We start from the raw sequence: 22,506 nt of genomic DNA on the forward strand, positions 1-22,506 counted from the left end.
CAAAAATCAGACCTAACGAAAACGACTGTGGCCGTGAAGCATATCCAACGTAACAGGCGGCGTTATTCCACTTGTGATTCCTGACGCGAACGCGACTATAAGACAGTCGGCGTAACCGTTTAAATACTAAAAAGTATTTTGTATATCTCTTAATGGAATAAAAACGTGGGCTGTCTTGTTAGCCTAAAACACGTCCGGATAAGCGAACAGCGCGGGCGCCCCCCCGGTGTGCAAGAAAATAATCGGACCCTCATCAAAACGCTGACGCCCGTGACCGTCGAGCAAGCCTGCCATGGCTTTGCCGGTGTATACCGGATCAAGCAAAAGCCCTTCTTGACTAGCGACCAATTTGATTGCCGCCAGGGTTCCGGCATTCGGAGCTCCATAACCAGGGGCAAAGTATTCGTCCCACAATTGGACCTTGAAGCTGCCCGGTAGATCGATACCTAGCAGTTCGGCAGTACGCTCAGCCAAGTCCTGGACTTTCGGCCGTTGTGCGTCGTCGCTACGAGAAACCGTAACGCCGATTACCGACAGATCGGGCAGCGCCTCGCTAAGCCCCAAGGCCAACCCGCTGTGCGTACCTGCACTGCCTGACGCAAGTACCACGGCCGAGAATGCCAAGCCTGTTTGTTGGATCTGGTCAGCCAGCTCCAGACCTGCCCGCACATAACCCAAAGCGCCCAGCGCATTGGATCCTCCGATAGGGATGCTGTACGGTTTTTTGCCGCTGGCCCGTAGACGCATCGCAAGAGCTTGCAACTGGTCGTCGGCGTTGTTCAGGTTATCCACGAGTTCGACCTTGGCGTCGAAGAGGCTCAGCAGCAGGCGATTGCCATTGCTGACGTAATTGGGATCGTTAGTGGCCAAGGGATTTTCCAGCAGCACTACGCACCCCAGACCCAGGCGCGCTGCCAGGGCCGCTGTTTGTCGCGCGTGATTGGATTGCAGTCCACCGGCAGTGATCAAGGTATCTGCGCCCTGTGCCAGCGCATCGGCCGCCAAGTATTCAAGCTTGCGCACCTTGTTGCCGCCCAACGCCAGTGTTGTCGTATCGTCACGCTTTACATAAATGTCCCGGCCCACCCAAGTGGATAACCGCTCAAGCTTTTCCAGCGCGGTGGGTGCGCCAAGTAATTCAAGACGATTAAAGCGGGTGAGCTGATGTTTGATCATGGTGGTTTAAATGGCCAGCGAAGTAAGTCGATGGACTATAGGCAGTCACGCCGGGTGGCTGCAACATTTGTATATACCTATAACGATGCCGTAGGCGCTTGCCCGCGATGGCCCGCCTCGCGGGCAACTGCGCCTAACCTGACGGTAAGCTGTAAGAAGCGCGCAGCGTATCTGCCAGATAAAAGACCTTACTTAAATTGTTATTTTTTCGTGTCTAAGGTTTGCCGTAAAGTGGGTCAATCATCGGCGTGAAGCCTAAAGAGGAGTGATGAGCGTGAGCGATATTTCAGACGCATCCGCCGACAACCGTGCTGGCAACTGGCAGTTGCAGCAAATCGTTAGTCAACTGCGTGAAGCACGGGATGATTGGCGCCAGCGTAATGGCCGGGTCAGTGGAGAGCTGGGTGGCCGTGAATTGCCTTCGCGCGCCGCCATGCGCGACATTCTTGAAGCGCTGTGCGGCGCACTTTTTCCGATGCGTTTGGGCCCGGTAGACTTGCGTGAAGAGAGCGAGGACTTTTATGTCGGCCATACCCTCGACGTCGCGCTTAATGCTTTGCTGGCTCAGGCACGTTTGGAATTACGCTATGTGGCGCGTCAGCGAGGCGATGAGGTCAGCGCCGTCGAAGACCATGTAACTCGGTTGATTCAAGAGTTCGCTGCCGCGCTTCCCACCATGCGCATTCTGCTCGACACCGACGTACTGGCTGCTTACCACGGTGACCCGGCTGCGCGTAGCGTCGATGAAGTGCTGCTGTGCTATCCCGGCGTGCTCGCGGTCATTCATCACCGTTTAGCCCATCACCTGTACCGCGCGGGTTTGCCATTGTTGGCGCGAATCAGTTCTGAAATTGCGCACTCAGCCACCGGTATCGATATCCACCCAGGCGCGCAGATCGGTGGCAGTTTTTTTATCGATCACGGGACGGGTGTGGTCATCGGTGAAACCGCGATCATCGGCGAGCGGGTGCGTATCTACCAAGCCGTGACCTTGGGCGCGAAACGCTTTCCAGCAGACGAGGACGGTCAGTTGCAGAAAGGCCACGCCCGCCATCCGATTGTCGAAGACGACGTAGTGATCTATGCCGGCGCGACGATTTTGGGGCGCATCACCATTGGCAAAGGGTCTACCGTAGGCGGCAATGTTTGGCTGACCCGCAGCGTGCCAGCAGGCTGCAACGTATCTCAGGCGAACTTGCTGCAGAAGGATGATTGCTTGAAGTAACGCCATTCCCTGTTTGTTCGATCACTCAAAAGGGCTCAGCTAATAAAAAGCGGGAACTGCGTGTCCGGTTAAGGAGTCGCAACCCAATACACCTTTACGAGAGAGGATTCGATGACTTATATCGCTGCCGAAAACCGTTATGAAGCCATTCCGTACCGCCGCGTGGGCCGTAGCGGGTTGGTCCTGCCTGCGTTGTCGCTGGGCCTGTGGCACAACTTTGGCGACAGCACGCCGATGGATACTCAGCGTGCATTGCTGCGCACGGCGTTTGATCTGGGCATCAACCACTTTGACCTGGCCAACAACTATGGTCCTCCGTATGGCAGCGCCGAGACCAACTTTGGCCGTCTGCTGCGCGAGGATTTCAAGCATTACCGCGACGAACTTATCATCTCCAGCAAAGCCGGCTGGGACATGTGGCCGGGACCGTATGGCCAAGGTGGCGGATCGCGTAAATACGTGCTCGCCAGCCTCGACCAGAGCTTGCAGCGCATGGGCCTGGACTACGTGGATATTTTTTATTCGCACCGCTTCGACCCGTTGACCCCACTGGAAGAAACCGCCAGCGCATTGGCCACTGCGGTGCAGCAGGGCAAGGCGTTGTACATCGGCATCTCCTCGTATTCCGGGGCCAAAACCCGGGAGATGGCGGCGCTGCTCAACGAGTGGAAAGTGCCGTTGTTGATTCATCAACCGGCGTACAACTTGCTCAACCGTTGGGTAGAGCGCGACCTGTTGGACGCCACCGACGATCTTGGCGCAGGCGTGATTGCCTTCACCCCGCTGGCTCAAGGCTTGCTGACTGACAAATACCTCAACGGCATTCCCAAGGATGCGCGAGTGAATAAGCCGGGCGGTGGCTCGTTGCAGGCTGCGCACCTATCTGAAAGCAACATCGCTCATGTGCGTGCCCTCAACGAGATCGCTAAGCGTCGGGGGCAAAGCCTTGCGCAATTGGCGTTGGCCTGGACGTTGCGTGATCCGCGTATCACCTCGGCGCTCATTGGTGCGAGTCGTCCTGAGCAGATCGTTGAAAACGTCGGCGCACTGAAAAACCTTTCGTTCACCCAGGATGAGTTGAAAGAAATCGACAGCTTCGCGGTGGAAGGTGGGATCAACCTGTGGGAAAAGCCGTCGACTGATCAGTAAAAATAAGGGGGCAGACCGGTTTTTAAACGAACATAAAAAATTCTGTCCCCTGATGTTGATCCGAACTCTGCGGTGGCAGCAGATCACCTCCCGATGGCGAAGCGCAGTATGTACGGGTAATAGATCAACCCTTGGGTCGGCTGCCATCGGACCGCGAAAAACGGCGCTGGGGCTGACTTTGCGGATGCGGTTAATAACAACGGATTCTGTAAGGGCGTCCACCTAACGGTGAAGAACGAAATCGGAGTCATCGTGTTCTTCTCCCTTCCAGAATCTTCACGGGGTCAGTCGAAAACTCAGGTGGTATCTGCAAAATACCGAGGGGCGGAGGCAGCGGTTTTTTACGCGGGCCGAATGTCGGGTCCGTGGGGGCCGCGCGGTGGTATTCAGGGAATCGATCCTGAAAGTCGATCGCGGCCTGAACCACCAGCGGCTCACTAAAACGACGTCCCCAAAATGCCGCACTAATGGGCATTGGGCTAATCAAGCCGGTGTCTCCGTACCCGATAGGAAATGTAACCATCGGCCACGCCAAGGCATTGGGCAGCTCGACGTAATGGCGCCGCACGGGTATCTGCTGACCATATGGATCTGATCGCAGGCCGATATGGGCACCTATAGGCAAGACCATCATGAAGTCGATGTTGTATTGATCTAGCGCCTCCTCAAAGAGCCTCTGTTGCTGTCGCCGACGATTTTCGGCTTCTATTCGAACACTCAACGGAATGCGGCCAATGATTGAATAAAAGTCAGGTCGAATGTCAGCCAGCAGTTTATCGCGTTGATCGGCATCCTGGAGGGAATTGGCGAACTCTAGTATCGCCGTCCAATGATTTGTTTCTAGCTGATTGCAATAGCTGGTTCCGGCAGGTCCGTTGATCAATAGCAAGGGTTGTCCGCCATCATCCACTAGCTCATAAAATGGCGTCGGCCAGAGATAGGGACTATTGCCTTCCTCGCGCAAATCCAGACCGGGGAAGTTGACCACTGCGGCACCAAGGTCCGACAGCTGTCCTTTAAACCGGTCGAATGCATTTTTGTTGTCCAAGTCATAGGATTCACTGGGCGGTTTGCCCAACTCCAGCCAGTCTGTCTGAGGAATGCCAATAGTTAAACCCGCGAGCGGTTGTGGGCCAGGGCGACTGCTGATCGGCAATTGGATGGGCGGAATAGGAGCCGATAAGGTTTGTGGGTCATTGAGCTGATCGACACCTGCAATCACTGAAAGAATCAGCGAGGCGTCGCGCATCGAGCGCGCCATGGGGCCAACGATGTCAAACCCTGTTCGTAGTGGCATGACCCCTGCCCCGGAGACAAGACCCAGTGAGGGTTTAATCGCACTTACGCCGTTGACGGCGGCTGGAATGATGATGGACCCGGCGGTTTCTTCGCCTAGCGCCGCTGCGACGAGTCGGGCAATCGGGGCCACAGCTGAGCCTTGACTGGAGCCGCCCGGGGGGCGTTCTGGATCCCAGGCATTACCGGCAAACTGGCCCACGACATCACCGGAATGTTCTGAACATATGGTGTGTCCGATCAGCACTGCACCTTGTGCACGAAGTCTGCCAACGCACGTGGCGTCTTCGAGAGCGAAGTTAGTGTTGTAGGCCTGTGTTCCGTTTTTGCTCTCGCGACCTTTTATACCAATCGAGTCCTTTAAGCCCATCGGAATACCGCACAGCGGCGGAGCTACTCCCCGTTCATCGTTGGGATTTTGTAACCAGAGGTCGGCTTCGCGCGCCTGTGCTAGTGCTTGCTGTCGGTCGATACGCACAAATGCGTTGTAGCCGCCGTTTGCACTGTAAGTTTCAAACGGACCGTTGAGCTGGTCGATGCGTTGCAGATAGGCGACGGTTATGTCGTGTGACGTCAGTTCATGACTTCGGAACAAAGTCGCCATTTCGACAATTTCGTAATCGACGATTCGATCGCGCAGTGGGATTGAGGATCGAGGCGGGAGGGCCGCGAGCAGGCGGGCGTTGAGTGCTGTATCCATAGCGGTTACTCCTTGTCTGACCTCGCGTATAGGGGTCATTTCAAGAGCTAATCACGTTGGGGAAGGGTCGTAAACTGGTAGAAATGACAGGTAGGCTCAAATCACGGGAAATTCAACAGCGCTTTCGCCAACGAGTTCGCTTCCACAGGGTATAGACATGCCCTGAGGGAGCGAATTTATTCGCCAGGCCACAACGCGGTATCAGGACACTGCGTTGGGATGTTGACTCAAGCGTCGTCGCCTTCGTCCTCGTCGCCATCGATTTTCATGCCCAATTCCTTGATCTTGCGGGTCAAGGTATTGCGGCCCCAACCGAGTAACACAGCGGCATCGCGACGGCGACCGGCGGTGTGCTTTAGGGCCGTTTCGATCATGATCCGTTCAAAGGTTGGCACCGCGCTGTCGAGCAGGCTCGATTGCCCGCGTGCCAGCGCCTGATCGGCCCACTGACGCAGCGCGTGCTCCCAATTGGTGATCGGCGCAGCATCGTGGGGCAGGCTCAACAGCTCAGGCGGCAAGTCACTGACATGTACTTCACGGCCGGACGCCATGACGGTGATCCAGCGGCAGGTGTTTTCCAGCTGACGCACGTTGCCAGGCCATGGCAGATGCTTGAGGTATTCCTCGGTTTCCGCCTTGAGCAGTTTCGGTTCCACCGCCAGTTCTTGCGCGGCGCGGGCCAAGAAATGCTTGGCCAGTGTTGGAATATCTTCACGACGATCGGACATCCGAGGAATGTGGATGCGGATCACGTTCAAACGGTGGAACAAATCCTCACGAAACTTACCGGCTTGCACCAGAATTTCCAGATTCTGATGGGTCGCAGCGATGATCCGTACATCGACCTTGACCGGCATGTGCCCGCCGACTCGATAGAATTCACCGTCCGCCAGTACACGCAGCAAGCGCGTTTGTGTATCCGCCGGCATATCGCCGATTTCATCGAGAAAGAGTGTGCCGCCGTCTGCTTGTTCGAAGCGACCGCGACGCAGGTTGGCCGCACCCGTGAACGCGCCTTTTTCGTGGCCAAACAGCTCGGACTCCATCAAATCCTTGGGAATCGCCGCCATGTTCAGGGCAATGAACGGCGACGCTGCGCGAGGGCTGTGACGGTGCAATGCGTGGGCAACCAGTTCTTTACCGGTGCCTGATTCGCCATTGATTAACACGGTGATATTGGAGTGACTCAGGCGACCGATGGCGCGAAACACTTCCTGCATCGCTGGCGCTTCGCCAATGATTTCCGGGGTGCGGGTCAGCGCGGGCACGACTTCCATACCTTGCTGTTCTTGAGCGTGCTGATTGGCGCGCTTGACCAGCGACACAGCCTCATCAACGTCAAACGGCTTAGGCAGGTATTCGAACGCACCGCCCTGATATGACGCCACGGCGCTGTCCAGGTCTGAATGAGCGGTCATGATGATTACCGGCAAGCGCGGGTGTTGTTCGCGAATTCGAGCTAGCAACTCAAGACCGCTGGCACCCGGCATGCGGATATCTGAAATGATCACGTCCGGTTGTTGACGCGCCAGGCGGCTCATGACGCCGTCGGCGCTATCGAAACTTTGGGTGGTCATGCCTTCTTGCTGCAGCGCTTTTTCCAAAACCCAACGGATAGAACGGTCGTCATCGACGATCCAGACAGTTTCACTACGGCTCATGACGACGCTGCTCCTTGTTCCAGCGGCAGAAAGATCGAGAAAGTGGTGTGGCCAGGATGGCTGTCGCACTCAATCAGTCCCTGATGCTGGCTAATAATGTTCTGGGTAATTGCGAGGCCAAGCCCGGTACCACCGGGGCGGCCGCTGACCATTGGGTAAAAAATGGTCTCCTGCAGGTCGGCTGGGATGCCTGGGCCGTTGTCGATAATTTCGACCTTGGTCACTAACCGATGGCGCACATGGCCTATGGTGAATTGACGTAAAGCTCGCGTACGCAAGCTGATCCGCCCCAGGCGCAACTCATTCTGGCCGCTTATCGCTTGCATGGCGTTGCGAACTATATTGAGCACGGCCTGAATCATTTGCTCACGGTCGATCAATACGTCAGGAATGCTTGGGTCGTAATCGCGTACCAGAGTGATGCAGCCTTGGCTTTCGGCTTCCACCAAGCTGCAAACGCGTTCGAGCACTTCATGCACATTGGTCATGGTCAGCGATAGCATCTTGTTTGAACCCAGCATGCGGTCGACCAGATTGCGCAGCCGGTCGGCCTCTTCGATGATGACGTTGGTGTAATCCTTAAGGCTCTCTTCGGGCAGTTCGCGCGCCAGCAGTTGTGCGGCCCCGCGAATCCCACCGAGGGGATTTTTGATTTCATGAGCTAACCCACGCACTAACATTTTAGTGGTTTCCTGCTTGGACAGCTGGGCTTCTTCCTTGGTGATACGCAGCAAGCGATCACGCGGATGCACCTCCAGCAGGAGCAAGGTCTCATTTTGGTTCAGAATTGGCGTGACGGTGTAATCGACGGTGAGCGTTTGACCGGTGAGCGCCGTTAGCATCGCTTCGCGCTTAGTAAACGGGTGAGCCTGTTCCACGGCTTGACGCAAAGAATTCAACGCTTCTACGGATTCGGTAAATAACTCACTGATAAATTGCCCGTGGCTGCGTTGACCGCTTATTGCCAACAGCATTTCCGCTGCGGGATTCATGTACTCAAGTCGCAAGTCGGCGTTGAGCAGAATAGTTGCAGTTGTCAGGTTATCGAGTAACAGCCGGTGCAGCGCATCACTGATAGTCATAAATTCTCGTTGACCTCTTTTGGCACATTTCAGCCGGCGCGGCCCTAGTCTAGCCTTGCCGCGATTGGGCATCCTGCTGATACGGTGCTTGGTTATCGGGAAGTAGCAAAAACCAAACCAAGCTCCGAAAAGAAGCGTTTAATTCGCAAAATCGAGCTTTTTTCGGACAGCGGGTCCGCCGGAAGGGTAATTCTCGGTTGTTTGCGAACCAAAGTGGGTAACGATACCAGCGAGTTTAGAAATATTTGCACCAATAAAGAGCGTCACCTATTCGCATGCTCATAAGAACGGCAGAAAACTACTTTTTTCTGGGGGCTTGTCTGCAAGCGGGCATTCGGGCCTAACCCCATAGTCTTCATTTGTGCAGGGTTGCGCTTGGCGCTTTTGCGCCAGCGTGATGCGCAGCATATGAAATTCCTGGCTCGGTGTACGTTCGAGCATACGCCCGGTTTCATCGAGAATCTCGACAGCCAGTAAATGGGTACCTCGGTCAATATTGGTCAGTGGAAATACCGGGCTTCGGCCCGCTTCGGCAATAGGTTTTCCGTCCAGCAGTAGACGGTATAAGTGCCCTGGTTGCAGGTCGGGGTCGTTGTTGACGCTAACGATCAATTCACCGGCCATGTTGCGCACAGTGGCGTCGGGCTCGGGCACCAAAATTCGCACTAATTGGTAATGAAACAAAGGCCGCGGTTTTGCAGTGGCGGGCCTGGTTTTCGCGTCTTTGCGGGGCGAGAGGGTGCCGGTCATGGTGTTGCTGGGGGGAATATCGACCCGATGAGCGCCGCTGTGGGGCTGGTCGGTGAATACTCGGTTTCCCTGCGCGTCGACGTAGGTATAAACGTCAGCGCTGGCCGTCAATGCAATCAGTAGCCCTCCAACCAGGCAACAGATAAACCGTTGAATCAAAAAATAGCTGAGTAGGACAGCGCTTGCCCGCGATGAAGCGTCAAGCTTTACCAATGAGCTTCGGATGCCACTGCACGATTGAGCTACTGATTTTACGGCTGCTGCGTAGCCGGTCGCGGGCAAGCGCACTCCTTCAGGTAATGTGTTTATTGTGCGAAAGCGCGGCGTCTCATTGGCTGACAACACTTCAGGGTTTCCCAAGATGAACTCGCTGCACCGTCGTCGTGACGGTTGAGCTTTGCTGAATAATTCTGTCTCCACTCATAACGCGTACGGCCAAGCTGTGCTCGCCACGCTCCAAGTTCACTACTTGCAGGCGCGGCACATTAGTGGCTTGGCCGTAGTTCATGCCGTCGACGACCATCTGCAACAGGTGTCCAGGCTGTAAGCGCGGTTGAATGGCCACGCCAACGCTGAACGTGCCGTTGTTGGCGCGCAATGCCTCGTCGGTGGGCAGGTTGGTCAGTTCCAGCAGGCTGTAGGCACTTGATGGCTGAATTTTTTGCCCCGAAGTCGGATCATTGTTCTGCTCAGTCAGCTTTTTAGCATCAACGGTATTAAGCGGTGGTAAGTCCACGGTTTGACTAGGTGTGCCGTTGGGCGGCTGATTGCTGTAGGCGGGGTTGCCATTGGCATCGGTGTATTTATAAATCTGCGCAACCGCAGGCAAGGTTACCAATAGCAGCAGATAGATAAGGCTTCGACGCATGGAAACTCCAAAAGCGCGTTCAATTCAAGCGCTGCCAAAGGCCGTAAGTGGAAGCCGGCGCCGTTAGGTTGGCGGGCCAGCATAGAACACAATCGGTTTAGATAGGCCATGTGATGCATTGGTAATGAGACAAATTATAGACAACCACAAAAAAGGCCTCCCGAAGGAGGCCTCTTATGCATCAAAGCAGCTGACGTACCTGGATTAGCAGCTGTAATACAGCTCATATTCCAGTGGGTGTACGAATGTGCGTACTTTGATTTCTTCTTCGCTTTTCAGGCCGATGTAAGCGTCGATGAAGTCGTCGCTGAATACGCCGCCTTTGGTCAAGAACGCACGACCTTTGTCCAACTCTTCCAGGGCTTCTTTCAAGCTACCGCAAACCTGTGGAATCTCTTTCGCTTCTTCAGGCGGCAGGTCATACAGGTTTTTGTCAGCAGCGTCGCCAGGGTGGATTTTGTTCTGGATGCCGTCCAGGCCAGCCATCAGCAGTGCTGCGAACGCTAGGTACGGGTTGGCTGCTGGATCCGGGAAGCGTGCTTCGATACGGCGAGCTTTAGGGCTGGACACGTAAGGAATACGGATCGAAGCGGAGCGGTTACGTGCCGAGTAGGCCAACATTACCGGTGCTTCGAAACCTGGGACCAGACGCTTGTACGAGTTGGTCGAAGGGTTGGTGAAGCCGTTCAGTGCTTTACCGTGCTTGATGATGCCGCCGATGAAGAACAGGGCGGTGTCAGACAAACCGGCATAACCTTCGCCAGCGAAAGTATTCTTACCATCTTTGGCGATGGACAGGTGCACGTGCATGCCTGAACCGTTATCGCCATAAAGAGGCTTCGGCATAAAGGTAGCGGTACGACCGTAAGCATCCGCGACGTTGTGCACGCAATATTTCAGGGTCTGAACTTCGTCAGCTTTCTTCACCAAGGTGTTGAATTTAACGCCGATTTCATTCTGGCCAGCCGTTGCCACTTCGTGGTGATGAACTTCGATGACCAAGCCCATTTCTTCCATTGCATTACACATGGAAGTGCGGATTTCGTGGTCATGGTCGAACGGAGGTACTGGAAAATAGCCGCCTTTGACACCTGGCCGATGGCCTTTGTTGCCGCCTTCGATATCCTGGTCGGACATCCATGAACCTTGTTCGGAGTAAATTTTGAACATGGAGCCGGAGATGTCGGATTTGAATTTTACTGAGTCGAAGATGAAGAACTCTGGCTCTGGACCGACGAAAACAGTGTCGCCGATGCCAGTGGACTTCAAGTATTCCTCGGCACGGTGAGCGATGGCGCGTGGGTCGCGGTCATAGCCTTGCATGGTCGAAGGTTCGATGATGTCGCAAACCAGGATAATGGTTGGGTCTTCGGTGAACGGGTCAAGCACGGCCGTGCTGTCATCTGGCATGAGGATCATGTCTGATGCTTCAATGCCTTTCCAGCCAGCAATCGAGGAGCCGTCGAACATTTTGCCGATTTCAAAGAAATCTTCGTCCAGCGCATCGCGAGCCGGCATGGTCACATGGTGCTGAATGCCTTTGGTGTCCGTGAAGCGCAGATCAATCCATTTGACGTCATGATCTTTTATGAGTTGAACCGACTTCGACATAGTGTCCTCCGGGTGGCTTCGGGCCAGGGTAGTGGTTTGGCCCTTCGAAATTTGGGTGATGCCGGGCGCGAATATCGGCCAAGGCAGCCTGCCTCACAAGGGAGCAAATTGCATGCCAGTGCCCCGAGTTGGGTTTTTTGCTTGAAACTCAGGCACTCACGCCATTAAAGCTGATATTTGAAATATTTGATGCGTCATTATGATGCCCTAATTTCGGGCAGCGATCTTTTTTGGTGCGCGCAGTGTAGTGTTCAGAATAACTGGTTAAACGTTGAACAATTTCCGCTATAATTCTGCCCCCACTTTTTCGGCTGGCACCTCGCGCGCTGTATACATGAAACTAATCGTAAAAGTCTTCCCCGAGATCACTATCAAAAGCCGGCCGGTGCGCAAGCAATTCATCCGCCAGTTGGCCAAGAACATCCGTACCGTGCTCCGTGATTTGGACCCGGAATTGGTGGTGGTCGGCGTGTGGGACAATCTTGAGGTCGAGACCAAGGTCAGCGAGCCCAAAGCCTTGCATGAGATGACTGTGCGTCTGAGCTGCATGCCGGGCATCGCGCATTTCTTGCAGGTCGCAGAATACCCGCTTGGTGACATGGACGACATTCTCGCCAAGTGCAAGGAGCATTTCGGCGCCGCTTTGGCAGGTAAAGTGTTTTCGGTCCGGTGCAAGCGTGCTGGTCGCCACACGTTCAGCTCCATGGATGTCGAAAGATACGTCGGTAGCCAGCTTCGCCAGCAATGCGGCGCTGCCGGAATCTCCTTGAAAGCACCTGATATTGAAGTGCGAATGGAAATTCGCGACCAACGGTTATTTGTTATTCATAGTCAGCACAACAGCATCGGCGGTTATCCGCTAGGCGCCCTTGAACAGACCCTGGTGTTGATGTCCGGTGGTTTCGATTCGACGGTGGCGGCTTACCAGATCATGCGCCGCGGGCTCATGAGCCACTTTTGCTTCTTCAATCTCGGCGGTCGCGCTCACGAACTGGGCGTGATGGAAGTCGCTCATTTTCTCTGGAAGAAGTACGGCAGCTCGCAAAGGGTGCTGTTTGTCAGCGTCCCATTCGAAGAAGTTCTCGGAGAAATTCTCGAGAAAGTCGATAACAGTCATATGGGCGTGGTTTTGAAGCGTATGATGTTGCGCGCTGCGTCTTCTATTGCGGATCGGCTTGAAATCGACGTGTTGGTCACCGGTGAAGCTATTTCCCAGGTTGCCAGCCAAACGCTGCCGAACCTGTCACTCATCGATGCTGCGACTGACAAGTTGGTATTGCGCCCGCTGATCGCCAGTCACAAGCAAGACATCATCGATCAGGCTAACGAGATCGGGACTGCCGATTTCGCCAAGCACATGCCTGAATATTGCGGGGTGATTTCGATTAACCCCAAGACCAACGCCAAGCGCAACCGCGTTGAATACGAAGAACAACAGTTCGACATGGCCATTCTCGAGCGAGCGCTTGAGCGAGCAAAACTGGTAACAATTGATCGAGTAATCGACGAGTTGAGCCAAAGTGTCGACATAGAAGAAGTCAGTCAAGCACTGGCCGGTCAGGTCGTTATCGACATCCGTCACCCGGATGTTCAGGAAGACCAGCCGCTGGAATTGTCTGGCATTGAGATACAAACACTGCCGTTCTATGCATTGAACAGCCGTTTCAAGGAACTGGATTACACGCGCCAGTACCTGCTGTATTGCGACAAAGGCGTCATGAGTCGCCTGCATGCTCATCATTTGCTCAGTGAGGGGCATGCCAATGTGCGCGTTTATCGACCGAGCTAAGTGCCCGGGGCTGTTTGCCTGTGGCTTGCGTCACCGGCCCCCCGACGCCAGTCGTCCAGCCGTAACGGCTTAGGCCGACTCTACTGTAATAGCTGCCTACACTTAGTCAGCTGACCGAATCCTCTGATCGAGATACACAAGTGATCGAAAATCTACGCAACATCGCCATCATTGCTCACGTTGACCATGGTAAAACCACCCTGGTAGACAAACTCTTGCGTCAATCCGGCACCCTGGAACGCAACGAGCTCAACGACGAACGCGTGATGGACTCCAACGACCAGGAGAAAGAACGCGGTATTACCATTCTCGCGAAAAACACCGCGATCAACTGGAATGGCTACCACATCAACATCGTGGACACACCAGGCCACGCCGACTTCGGTGGCGAAGTAGAACGTGTAATGTCGATGGTCGACTCCGTTCTGCTGTTGGTCGATGCTCAAGACGGCCCTATGCCGCAAACCCGTTTCGTGACTAAAAAGGCTTTCGAAGCCGGCCTGCGTCCAATCGTGGTTATCAACAAGGTTGACCGTCCAGGCGCGCGTCCGGACTGGGTTCTGGATCAAATCTTCGACCTGTTCGACAACCTGGGCGCTACCGAAGAGCAACTGGACTTTAAAGTCATCTACGCCTCTGCCTTGAACGGTATTGCCGGTCTCGACTACAACGAGATGGCTGACGACATGACGCCGTTGTACCAGGCTGTTGTCGATCACGTTCCTGCTCCACAGGTTGACCGTGATGGTCCGTTCCAGATGCAAATCTCGGCACTGGATTACAACAGCTTCCTGGGCGTCATCGGTGTTGGCCGTATCGCTCGTGGTCGCGTCAAGCCGAACACCCAGGTTGTTGCGATTGACGCTGATGGCAAGCGCCGCAACGGCCGTATCCTGAAACTGATGGGTCACCACGGTCTGCACCGCGTTGACGTTGAAGAAGCAGCTGCCGGCGACATCGTCTGCATCAGCGGCTTCGACCAGTTGTTCATCTCTGACACTCTGTGCGACCCACTGAATGTTGAAGCGATGAAGCCGCTGACCGTTGACGAACCTACTGTTTCGATGACCTTCCAGGTAAACGATTCGCCTTTCTGTGGTAAAGAAGGCAAGTTCGTCACCAGCCGTAACATCAAGGAACGTCTGGACAAGGAATTGTTGTTCAACGTTGCTCTGCGCGTTGAAGAAGGCGACTCTGCCGACAAGTTCAAAGTGTCTGGCCGTGGTGAGCTGCACCTCTCGGTACTGATCGAAACCATGCGTCGCGAAGGCTTCGAAATGGGTGTTGGTCGTCCGGAAGTGATCATCCGCATGGTTGACGGCGTTAAGCACGAACCCTACGAAAACGTCACCATCGATCTGCCAGAAGATTCCCAAGGCGCGATCATGGAACAAATCGGTATCCGTAAAGGCGACCTGACCAACATGGTTCCGGATGGCAAGGGCCGTGTTCGCCTTGAATACAACATCCCGGCTCGTGGTTTGATCGGCTTCCGTAACGAATTCCTGACCCTGACTTCAGGCGCCGGCATTCTGACCAGCATTTTCGACCGTTACGACGTGATGAAGTCGGGCGACATGTCCGGTCGTCAGAATGGCGTTCTGGTTTCGGTTGCTACCGGTAAAGCATTGACCTACTCGCTGGAAACTCTTCAAGCGCGTGGCAAGCTGTTCCTGGGTCACGGCGAAGACGTGTACGAAGGCCAAATCGTCGGCATCAACAGCCGCGACAACGACCTGGGCGTTAACCCAACCAAAGGCAAGAAGCTCGACAACATGCGAGCTTCCGGTAAAGACGAAACCATCGCTTTGGTTCCGCCTATCCGTTTCACTCTGGAACAAGCGCTGGAATTCGTTCAAGAAGACGAACTCTGCGAAGTGACTCCAAAGTCGATCCGCCTGCGTAAGAAAATTCTTGGCGAAAGCGAGCGTACCCGCGCTGCCAAGAAAAACGGCAACTGATGTAAGTAGCCGTTAAAAAAACGCCCCCGACAGCGATGTCGGGGGCGTTTTTGTTTGTGAGGCAGGTGAACGATGGGACCGGTGATTCTGATCAAAAAATATACAGAGTGTTATCGACCGGTTTGCGCTCCGGGGTCTTCGGTACATATGCACAATACCCAGGCCGCGGCCCGATTTTCGGGTGATTGCGGCAGGTGTCAGGGCGTTGTTCGTAGATCGTGCACAAACGGCTCTTACGGTCCAGGTACAGGCAATCATTGTTGCTCATGCGCTGTAAGGTAAAAATCCCGAGCTTCTGGTTATAGCGTTCGACGATCCCTTCTTTTTGCAGGCGCTTGGCAATGTTCTTCGGCGGATCGCCACGCTCGAATTCGTCAACCACACCAATGCGGATCAAGTCCTTGATTTTTACTTCCACCGGCAACGTACAGCAGCTGGAAATGCAGCCACCACACATGGTGCTGGAGTATTTGGCCCAGGTATCGATTCGGTCGATTTCTGCGGCGGCGATCAGTGTGGGTTTCATGTGCTTACATTTCCGGGTGTATCGGGCGCGCGATGATACCGGTGGTTGCGCAATTCGCGTAAGCAAAAATTAAATGACCGACTGTCGGTGGGCATGTCTCACGCGGGCAAGTGCGGTCCTACAAAGCTGACGCTAGCAATTCAATCTGCTCCTGCCTCTGCGCTTGGCTCAACCGCGAATGCGGATTCAGCGTCGACCATTGTGGATGGGCTCTTGCCTTTTGAAGCGTCAGGGGAAGTTTGCCATCTCGCCAGCTCTTGTCCTGTGGCGCGGTCAGCTTAATGCTCGTCATGGCAGCATGACCACGCCCGGTAAGTGCTTGCAGCAGTTGCCGCTGGCGTAGGGCGAGCAGCCTCAGCACCGCATCGTCGACCGTTAGCTCGCGTTTGCCCTTGAGCTTGCCAATCAGACGTCCTCCGTAACTGCGGGCCGTTTGCAGTGCGCCTCCGGCAATCGCCCCCGCCAGCGCCGCGACGCCCAGCGTTAAACCGCCTAACAATAAATCGACGCTAGCCCCGGCGGCGGCACCTGCGGCGATTCCGCTGCCTACGCGGACACCCAGAACCTTCAGAGTTTCTGGATTGAACAAGTCATCACTCCAACGCCCATCCAGCAGCGGCACATCAATAGCCGTCGCATCCTGGGGGCGGAATGCATACAGTTTGAGCAGTGCATCGACGCAGCGTTGCTCGCGTTGACGCACCGCTTTGCGCAAGTCGTCGATGGCAGCCTGTTCCAGACCTGAGCCAATGACGACGCTCCGTCGACAGGCGGCGCAATCTATCAACAGTTCGGCAATCAGCCTCGCCGCACTGTGCTGACGAGCCAGTCGTTGCGCTTGCTGATCAAGGATAAGTCGTTCCAGTTGATCTCTGGAGTTTTCCAGTAGCAGCGCGAGGCTTTCATACAGCCGACGTTCGCCATCTTCCGGTGGCGCTACGCTGTCGAACCTCACTAAAGCATGCAAGCCCAGCCTTGCCAGAGCGTCGCGCCACTCGACTTCGCGGTGTTCGGCGCTGCTCACGAAATTCAACACCGGCAGCAATGGTTTGCCGCAACTCGCCAGCACGGTCAATTCGTCTCGGTATTTCGCCAGCACCGGTTCGCGAGCGTCGATAACATACAGCCCAGCATCAGAAGTCAGCAGTTGGCGCAGTACCTTGGCCTCTTGTTCGAAGCGCTGTCGGGCTTCGCTACCATCAAGAAACCGAGCCAAGCGCGCAGGCCCATCAAGACGCTCACCGGGACGGTCCAGACGCTCCAGGTAGTCGAGCAGGGCGATGGCGTCTTCGAGCCCTGGCGTGTCATAAAGCTCCAGCAATGCCTCCCCATCTACTGACAGTCGGGCGCCTTCGACGTGTCGAGTGGTACTCGGGCGGTGCGACACCTCTCCGAAGCCGACGTCTCGGGTCAAGGTTCGCAGCAACGAGGTTTTGCCAACATTGGTGTGACCGACCACTGCAAGCGTAAGCGTTTTAGTCATGGCCGGTCTCCAACCAATTCAGCGGTGAGCTGTTGGAGTAGCTAATGGCGAGTGAGTCCAGCGCTAAATGCCAGTCGTCCAGGCGTTCGACGTCCAGTGTCTGGCCTTGCGGTGCCTGCAGCAACCAAACCCGAGTTGCGCCGGCAGAGCGCGCCAGTTCAGCGATTAGCGCCAGGCTACCTCGGTCTGGTGAGCGGCGCGGATCGCAGGCGATAACCAAGCGCGCAACGGGAAAACGAATGAGCTGATCGAGTAGGTTCTGCCGGGATTCACGGCTGTCCAGAATACCGGCGTTACTGACGGTCCCGGATAACGCCGGTGGCCATGGGTGTTGTTGGTCCAGTTCGATGGCGACCAGCAGTAAGCCTTCGCTGACCAGGGCCATTGTATTTGCTGGCACGCTAGGAAGATGCTCTGGCGCTACGTCGTGGATACCCAGGCGCTCGCTGCTAGGCATTAACTGTTCGCGCAGATTGGCATAACCGGGCAGTGTCAGATCAAGACCGAGTGCAGCACGACCTCGATACCAATGCCACACGCACATCAATGCCAACAGTAGTCGTGGGAATATTCCATATACCAGCAGCACCCCTACCAGCCATGCCGCCCAAGCCTGGCGTACGCTGTCGATGCTTGACGCGTTATCGCCACTGGCTCGAATCATTGCTTCGGTCGGCACATTGAAGCCCAATAGTGCTGGGATTGTTCCTAGAAACCGGGTCATGCTGACGAAAGTATCGCTGCCTAGAATAGTGGTTTCCCACACAAAGCCGTAACGACGGGTTGCCATCAGAAGCAGTAAAAGTCCCAGCGCGCTGCACAACGCTAGCAACCATGCACCGTTGATTACTATGCCCAGAGCCCAGCGATTCAGGCGTTGGCGTTGCAGTAACAAAATCAGCGCCGGGACCAATTGTGCGGCCTGGGCGTCTCGGGCAAGTTTTTCACTTAACCACAACCATAGTCGGCCAAGGCTGGCGGTGCTTTCCCCCGCGAAGACCATGCCCAGCGCCCAACTCGACAGCAGAATCAGATTCAGCCCGAGCAAACTGCCCAACGCCCAGAAGACATTCACCGGCGTTTGCCCGTTGCCCAGCGCTGCGAACGCCAGGCCGGCGCCGCTGATGACAACAACAACGGCCAGTAGCAGCAGTGCTAGTCGCGCGCCTTGTTTCCAGTGATGCAGCGCGCCAACTAGACCATCGCGCTCGGCTAACCACAGCGCCCGGTTCGTGATGCGAGTTGTCAAATCTCCAGCAGTAGCGCGGGCGCGGCGATTGGCTTCACTGTCTTCCAACAGCCCTGCTTGTTCTTCGCGCAGGCGTACGGTTTCGGTCAACCACAGGGTATCCATAGAGGTCAGAGCAGTCACACGCAGTTCCGTCAAAAAATTCAGTGCTGAGCATAACCTCTGTGGCCGGGCTCAGGGCAAGCGCTGTGCTTCTGCTATTCTCGCGCTCATGAAAACTTATCTGCCCCTCAGCCTGATTGCAGCCCTCGGTGAAAACCGCGTGATAGGCGTCGACAATTCCATGCCCTGGCATTTGCCTGCGGATTTCAAATATTTCAAGGCGACCACCTTGGGTAAGCCGATCATCATGGGTCGCAAGACTTGGGATTCACTTGGTAGGCCACTGCCGGGACGGTTGAATCTGGTGGTCAGTCGCCAGCGCGATTTACAGCTTCAAGGCGCGGAAGTGTTTGCTTCGCTGGACGCTGCCGTCGTGCGTGCCGAGCAGTGGGCGCTGGAGCAGGGCGCAGCCGAAGTGATGCTGATCGGCGGGGCGCAATTGTATGCGCAAGGCTTGGGGCAGGCGGACCGTTTGTACCTTACCCGCGTGGCCCTGAGCCCCGATGGTGACGCGTGGTTTCCCGAATTCGATAGGGCGCAGTGGACGCTGGTCTCGAACACCCAAAGTTCGGCGCTGGATGACAAGCCGGCCTACAGTTTTGAAGTATGGGAGCGCACTAAGGGCTAACTAAGAACCTGAAATCGCAGGCGGCATCGCTTTTAATTGTTATCAACATGACGTCGTCGAAACACAAGTGGTCGCGGGTAAACCTGATATGTCATGAGATTTTGTTACGGTCAGTGCTTAATTAAAAAAGGGGACGCCGTTATGAAGCTCGTGCCGAAACTATTTGCTGCTGCACTAACGTTGGGACTTGCCAGCCAGACTTTCGCTACCGAGTTGACCCATTGGCCTGCCGCCCAGGCCAAGCAACTCAACGCCATGATCGAAGCCAACGCCAACAAGGGCAACTTTGCCGTGTTCGACATGGACAACACCAGCTATCGCTACGATTTGGAAGAAGCGCTATTGCCGTTCATGGAAAACAAAGGACTGATCACTCGTGAAACCCTCGACCCTTCCCTTAAGCTGATCCCCTTCAAGGACACGGCGGATCACAAGGAAAGCCTTTTCAGCTACTACTACCGTCTGTGTGAAGTTGACGACATGGTCTGCTACCCGTGGGTTGCCCAAGTATTTTCCGGTTTTACCCTCACCGAACTCAAAGGTTACGTCGATGAGCTGATGGCGTCCAGCAAACCGGTACCGAGCACCTATTACGATGGCGACATTGTAAAGACAATCAATGTTGAGCCGCCAAAGGTCTATGCCGGGCAGGCGGAGCTGTACAACAAGCTGATGGAAAATGGTATTGAGGTTTACGTTATGACGGCCGCTTCTGAGGAGCTGGTACGCATGGTCGCGGCGGATCCCAAGTACGGCTACAACGTTAAACCGCAAAACGTCATCGGCGTGAGCACCTTGCTTAAAAATCGCAAAACTGGCGAACTCACGACTGCACGCAAACAAATCACAGCAGGCAAATACGACCAGAACGCCAACATGAGTCTGGAGCTGACTCCATACCTATGGACCCCGGCAACTTGGATGGCGGGTAAGCAGGCGGCGATTCTGACCTACATTGATCAGTGGAAAAAACCGGTTCTAGTGGGTGGAGATACCCCGTCAAGCGACGGCTATATGTTGTTCCACAGCGTTGACGTGGCCAAGGGCGGCGTTCACCTGTGGGTCAACCGCAAAGACAAGTACATGACCCAACTCAACGGCATGATGAAATCCAACGCACAAGCCCAAGCCAAAGAAGGTCTTGCAGTGACGGCGGACAAGAATTGGGTGATCGTGAAGCCGCAAGAGATTCAGTAAAGGCGTTGAAGGGCGCAGTGTATCAATGACGCCGCGTCGCTTCATTCATAGGCAAGCCTGCTCCCACAGATTCAATGTCAGGCACAAATGATGTGTCCGGTCCTGATCCTATGGGCGCAGGCTTGCCTGCAAATGGCCGGTTGCGTCTAAGGCATCAACTTATCAAGCATCGCTTTGTCACGAACCGCGCCTTTATCAGCGCTGGTGGCGAGCAAGGCGTAGGCTTTCAACGCCGTCGTCACTTTGCGCGGACGCTTTTCAACCGGCTTCCAGCCTTTGGCGTCTTGCTCGGCACGACGGCCTGCCATTTCTTCATCGCTGATCAACAGGTTGATACCGCGGTTGGGAATGTCGATCAGCACTTTATCGCCTTCTCTTACCAAGCCAATCGCGCCGCCTGCTGCCGCTTCTGGCGAAGCGTGGCCGATGGACAGACCCGAAGTGCCCCCCGAGAAACGACCGTCAGTCAACAGTGCACAGGATTTACCCAGGCCTTTCGATTTCAGGTACGAGGTGGGGTAGAGCATTTCCTGCATGCCTGGACCGCCTTTCGGGCCTTCATAACGAATGATCACGATGTCGCCAGCTTTAACTTCATCCGCCAGAATTCCGCGAACTGCGCTGTCCTGACTTTCGAAGATTTTTGCGGTGCCTTCGAATACATGGACCGACTCGTCAACGCCTGCGGTTTTCACGACGCAACCATCCAGCGCGATGTTGCCGTACAGCACGGCCAAGCCGCCTTCTTGCGAGTACGCGTGCTCGACGCTACGGATACAGCCGTTTTCACGGTCGTCATCCAGGGTTTCCCAACGGGTCGACTGGCTGAACGCCGTCTGCGTCGGAATGCCGGCCGGGCCCGCTTTGAAGAAAGTGTGCACGGCTTCGTCGTCAGTCTGGGTGATGTCCCACTTGGCGATGCCTTCGGCCAGGGTCTTGCTGTGTACCGTGGGTAGATCAGTGTGAAGCAAGCCACCACGGGCCAGTTCGCCGAGGATGCTGAAAATTCCACCTGCGCGGTGGACGTCTTCCATATGGTACTTCTGAATGTTCGGCGCGACTTTGCACAGCTGAGGCACTTTGCGCGACAAGCGGTCGATATCCTTCAGATCGAAGTCGATTTCGGCTTCCTGTGCTGAGGCCAGCAAGTGCAGGATGGTGTTGGTCGAGCCGCCCATGGCGATGTCCAGCGTCATGGCGTTTTCGAACGCCTTGAAGTTGGCAATATTACGCGGCAGCACCGACTCATCGTTTTCGTTGTAGTACTGACGGCACAGATCAACGATGGTCCGGCCCGCTTGCAGAAACAGCTGCTCGCGGTCGCTGTGGGTTGCCAGTTGCGAACCGTTGCCTGGCAATGCGAGCCCAAGCGCTTCTGTCAGGCAGTTCATCGAGTTGGCGGTGAACATGCCGGAGCACGAACCGCACGTTGGGCAGGCACTGCGCTCGTATTCGGCGACTTTTTCGTCGCTGGCGTTGGGGTCGGCAGCAATCACCATGGCATCGACCAGATCCAGCCCATGGGCTGACAATTTGGTCTTGCCAGCCTCCATCGGTCCGCCCGAAACAAAGATCACCGGAATGTTCAGGCGCAAAGCAGCCATCAACATCCCTGGGGTGATTTTGTCGCAGTTGGAAATGCAGACAATAGCGTCAGCGCAGTGGGCGTTGACCATATATTCCACGGAGTCGGCGATGATCTCGCGGCTCGGCAGGGAATACAGCATGCCGTCGTGGCCCATGGCGATGCCGTCATCTACCGCAATGGTATTGAATTCCTTGGCAACGCCACCCGCACGCTCGATTTCACGCGCAACCAGTTGACCCATGTCTTTCAAGTGCACATGGCCAGGCACGAACTGGGTAAATGAGTTAGCAATAGCGATGATCGGTTTTTTGAAGTCGGCGTCTTTCATCCCGGTGGCGCGCCACAAAGCCCGGGCGCCGGCCATGTTGCGGCCGTGGGTAGACGTTTTTGAGCGGTAATCAGGCATGGGGCACTCCGGCAAATCAGGTTTCAAGGGGGGGGAGAGCTTCTACTGACGTCGCTAAG

The 22,506-nt window shown here is 55.4% G+C and carries 17 protein-coding genes; 6 read left to right on the forward strand and 11 right to left on the reverse strand.

Annotated elements, in window-relative coordinates; translation table 11 throughout:
• Positions 1-183: 183 nt before the first annotated feature.
• On the reverse strand, positions 184-1,176 hold the full coding sequence (locus QN378_RS10640) for a D-cysteine desulfhydrase (RefSeq protein ID WP_323546904.1): 993 nt from the start codon (positions 1,174-1,176) through the stop codon (positions 184-186).
• A gap of 274 nt (positions 1,177-1,450) precedes the next feature.
• Here QN378_RS10640 and epsC point away from each other — a divergent pair, with 274 nt between their 5' ends.
• Together epsC and mgrA are read left to right on the forward strand one after the other, a co-directional pair.
• A complete protein-coding gene (gene epsC, locus QN378_RS10645; protein ID WP_323546902.1) occupies positions 1,451-2,401 on the forward strand; it encodes a serine O-acetyltransferase EpsC in 951 nt (316 codons plus the stop codon).
• Positions 2,402-2,512: 111 nt separating this feature from the next.
• Complete coding sequence (mgrA, locus tag QN378_RS10650) at positions 2,513-3,550, forward strand: L-glyceraldehyde 3-phosphate reductase (protein ID WP_322205830.1); 1,038 nt, start codon at positions 2,513-2,515, stop codon at positions 3,548-3,550.
• 247 nt (positions 3,551-3,797) lie between these two features.
• Here the strand turns inward: mgrA and QN378_RS10655 are convergent, their stop codons facing one another.
• From QN378_RS10655 to glnA, 6 genes are all read right to left on the reverse strand, one after another.
• Positions 3,798-5,546 carry an amidase gene (locus QN378_RS10655; RefSeq protein WP_323546900.1) on the reverse strand — a complete coding sequence of 583 codons (1,749 nt, stop codon included), beginning with the start codon at positions 5,544-5,546 and terminating at the stop codon, positions 3,798-3,800.
• Between the two features lie 227 nt (positions 5,547-5,773).
• Positions 5,774-7,207, reverse strand: a complete 1,434-nt coding sequence (gene ntrC / locus QN378_RS10660; RefSeq protein ID WP_323546898.1) for a nitrogen regulation protein NR(I) — start codon at positions 7,205-7,207, stop codon at positions 5,774-5,776.
• On the reverse strand, positions 7,204-8,289 hold the full coding sequence (glnL, locus tag QN378_RS10665) for a nitrogen regulation protein NR(II) (RefSeq protein WP_322205827.1): 1,086 nt from the start codon (positions 8,287-8,289) through the stop codon (positions 7,204-7,206). Before glnL ends, ntrC begins: the two co-directional genes overlap by 4 nt.
• A gap of 279 nt (positions 8,290-8,568) precedes the next feature.
• Positions 8,569-9,195 (reverse strand): DUF4124 domain-containing protein, encoded by a 627-nt coding sequence (locus tag QN378_RS10670; protein WP_322206960.1) that lies wholly within the window; start codon positions 9,193-9,195, stop codon positions 8,569-8,571.
• Between the two features lie 190 nt (positions 9,196-9,385).
• Positions 9,386-9,907 carry a DUF4124 domain-containing protein gene (locus tag QN378_RS10675; protein WP_322205826.1) on the reverse strand — a complete coding sequence of 174 codons (522 nt, stop codon included), beginning with the start codon at positions 9,905-9,907 and terminating at the stop codon, positions 9,386-9,388.
• A 204-nt stretch (positions 9,908-10,111) separates the two neighbouring features.
• On the reverse strand, positions 10,112-11,518 hold the full coding sequence (gene glnA / locus QN378_RS10680) for a glutamate--ammonia ligase (RefSeq protein ID WP_322205825.1): 1,407 nt from the start codon (positions 11,516-11,518) through the stop codon (positions 10,112-10,114).
• A gap of 334 nt (positions 11,519-11,852) precedes the next feature.
• Here glnA and thiI point away from each other — a divergent pair, with 334 nt between their 5' ends.
• Both thiI and typA read left to right on the forward strand, forming a co-directional pair.
• Complete coding sequence (gene thiI / locus QN378_RS10685) at positions 11,853-13,307, forward strand: tRNA uracil 4-sulfurtransferase ThiI (RefSeq protein WP_322205824.1); 1,455 nt, start codon at positions 11,853-11,855, stop codon at positions 13,305-13,307.
• Between the two features lie 140 nt (positions 13,308-13,447).
• The gene (gene typA / locus QN378_RS10690; protein ID WP_322167007.1) at positions 13,448-15,268 is read left to right on the forward strand and encodes a translational GTPase TypA; all 1,821 of its coding nucleotides are present in this window, start codon (positions 13,448-13,450) and stop codon (positions 15,266-15,268) included.
• 91 nt (positions 15,269-15,359) lie between these two features.
• On the opposite strand, the gene QN378_RS10695 is transcribed toward typA, so the two are convergent.
• The 3 genes from QN378_RS10695 to QN378_RS10705 all read right to left on the reverse strand — a co-directional run bounded on the left by QN378_RS10695 (position 15,360) and on the right by QN378_RS10705 (position 18,631).
• On the reverse strand, positions 15,360-15,794 hold the full coding sequence (locus QN378_RS10695; RefSeq protein WP_322167008.1) for a YkgJ family cysteine cluster protein: 435 nt from the start codon (positions 15,792-15,794) through the stop codon (positions 15,360-15,362).
• Positions 15,795-15,912: 118 nt separating this feature from the next.
• Positions 15,913-17,277 (reverse strand): DUF3482 domain-containing protein, encoded by a 1,365-nt coding sequence (locus QN378_RS10700; protein ID WP_323546895.1) that lies wholly within the window; start codon positions 17,275-17,277, stop codon positions 15,913-15,915.
• Positions 17,270-18,631, reverse strand: coding sequence for a DUF2868 domain-containing protein (locus QN378_RS10705; RefSeq protein ID WP_416350619.1), 1,362 nt, complete (start codon positions 18,629-18,631; stop codon positions 17,270-17,272). Before QN378_RS10705 ends, QN378_RS10700 begins: the two co-directional genes overlap by 8 nt.
• 106 nt (positions 18,632-18,737) lie before the next feature.
• Between QN378_RS10705 and QN378_RS10710 the strand changes: the two genes are divergently transcribed.
• Together QN378_RS10710 and QN378_RS10715 are read left to right on the forward strand one after the other, a co-directional pair.
• Positions 18,738-19,256 carry a dihydrofolate reductase gene (locus QN378_RS10710; protein ID WP_322205821.1) on the forward strand — a complete coding sequence of 173 codons (519 nt, stop codon included), beginning with the start codon at positions 18,738-18,740 and terminating at the stop codon, positions 19,254-19,256.
• Between the two features lie 141 nt (positions 19,257-19,397).
• Positions 19,398-20,453 carry a haloacid dehalogenase-like hydrolase gene (locus QN378_RS10715; RefSeq protein WP_322205820.1) on the forward strand — a complete coding sequence of 352 codons (1,056 nt, stop codon included), beginning with the start codon at positions 19,398-19,400 and terminating at the stop codon, positions 20,451-20,453.
• A gap of 146 nt (positions 20,454-20,599) precedes the next feature.
• On the opposite strand, the gene ilvD is transcribed toward QN378_RS10715, so the two are convergent.
• Positions 20,600-22,447, reverse strand: coding sequence for a dihydroxy-acid dehydratase (gene ilvD, locus QN378_RS10720; RefSeq protein ID WP_322205819.1), 1,848 nt, complete (start codon positions 22,445-22,447; stop codon positions 20,600-20,602).
• Positions 22,448-22,506 lie beyond the last annotated feature (59 nt).

The organism is Pseudomonas sp. 10S5, from assembly GCF_035019745.1.
GTDB lineage: Bacteria > Pseudomonadota > Gammaproteobacteria > Pseudomonadales > Pseudomonadaceae > Aquipseudomonas.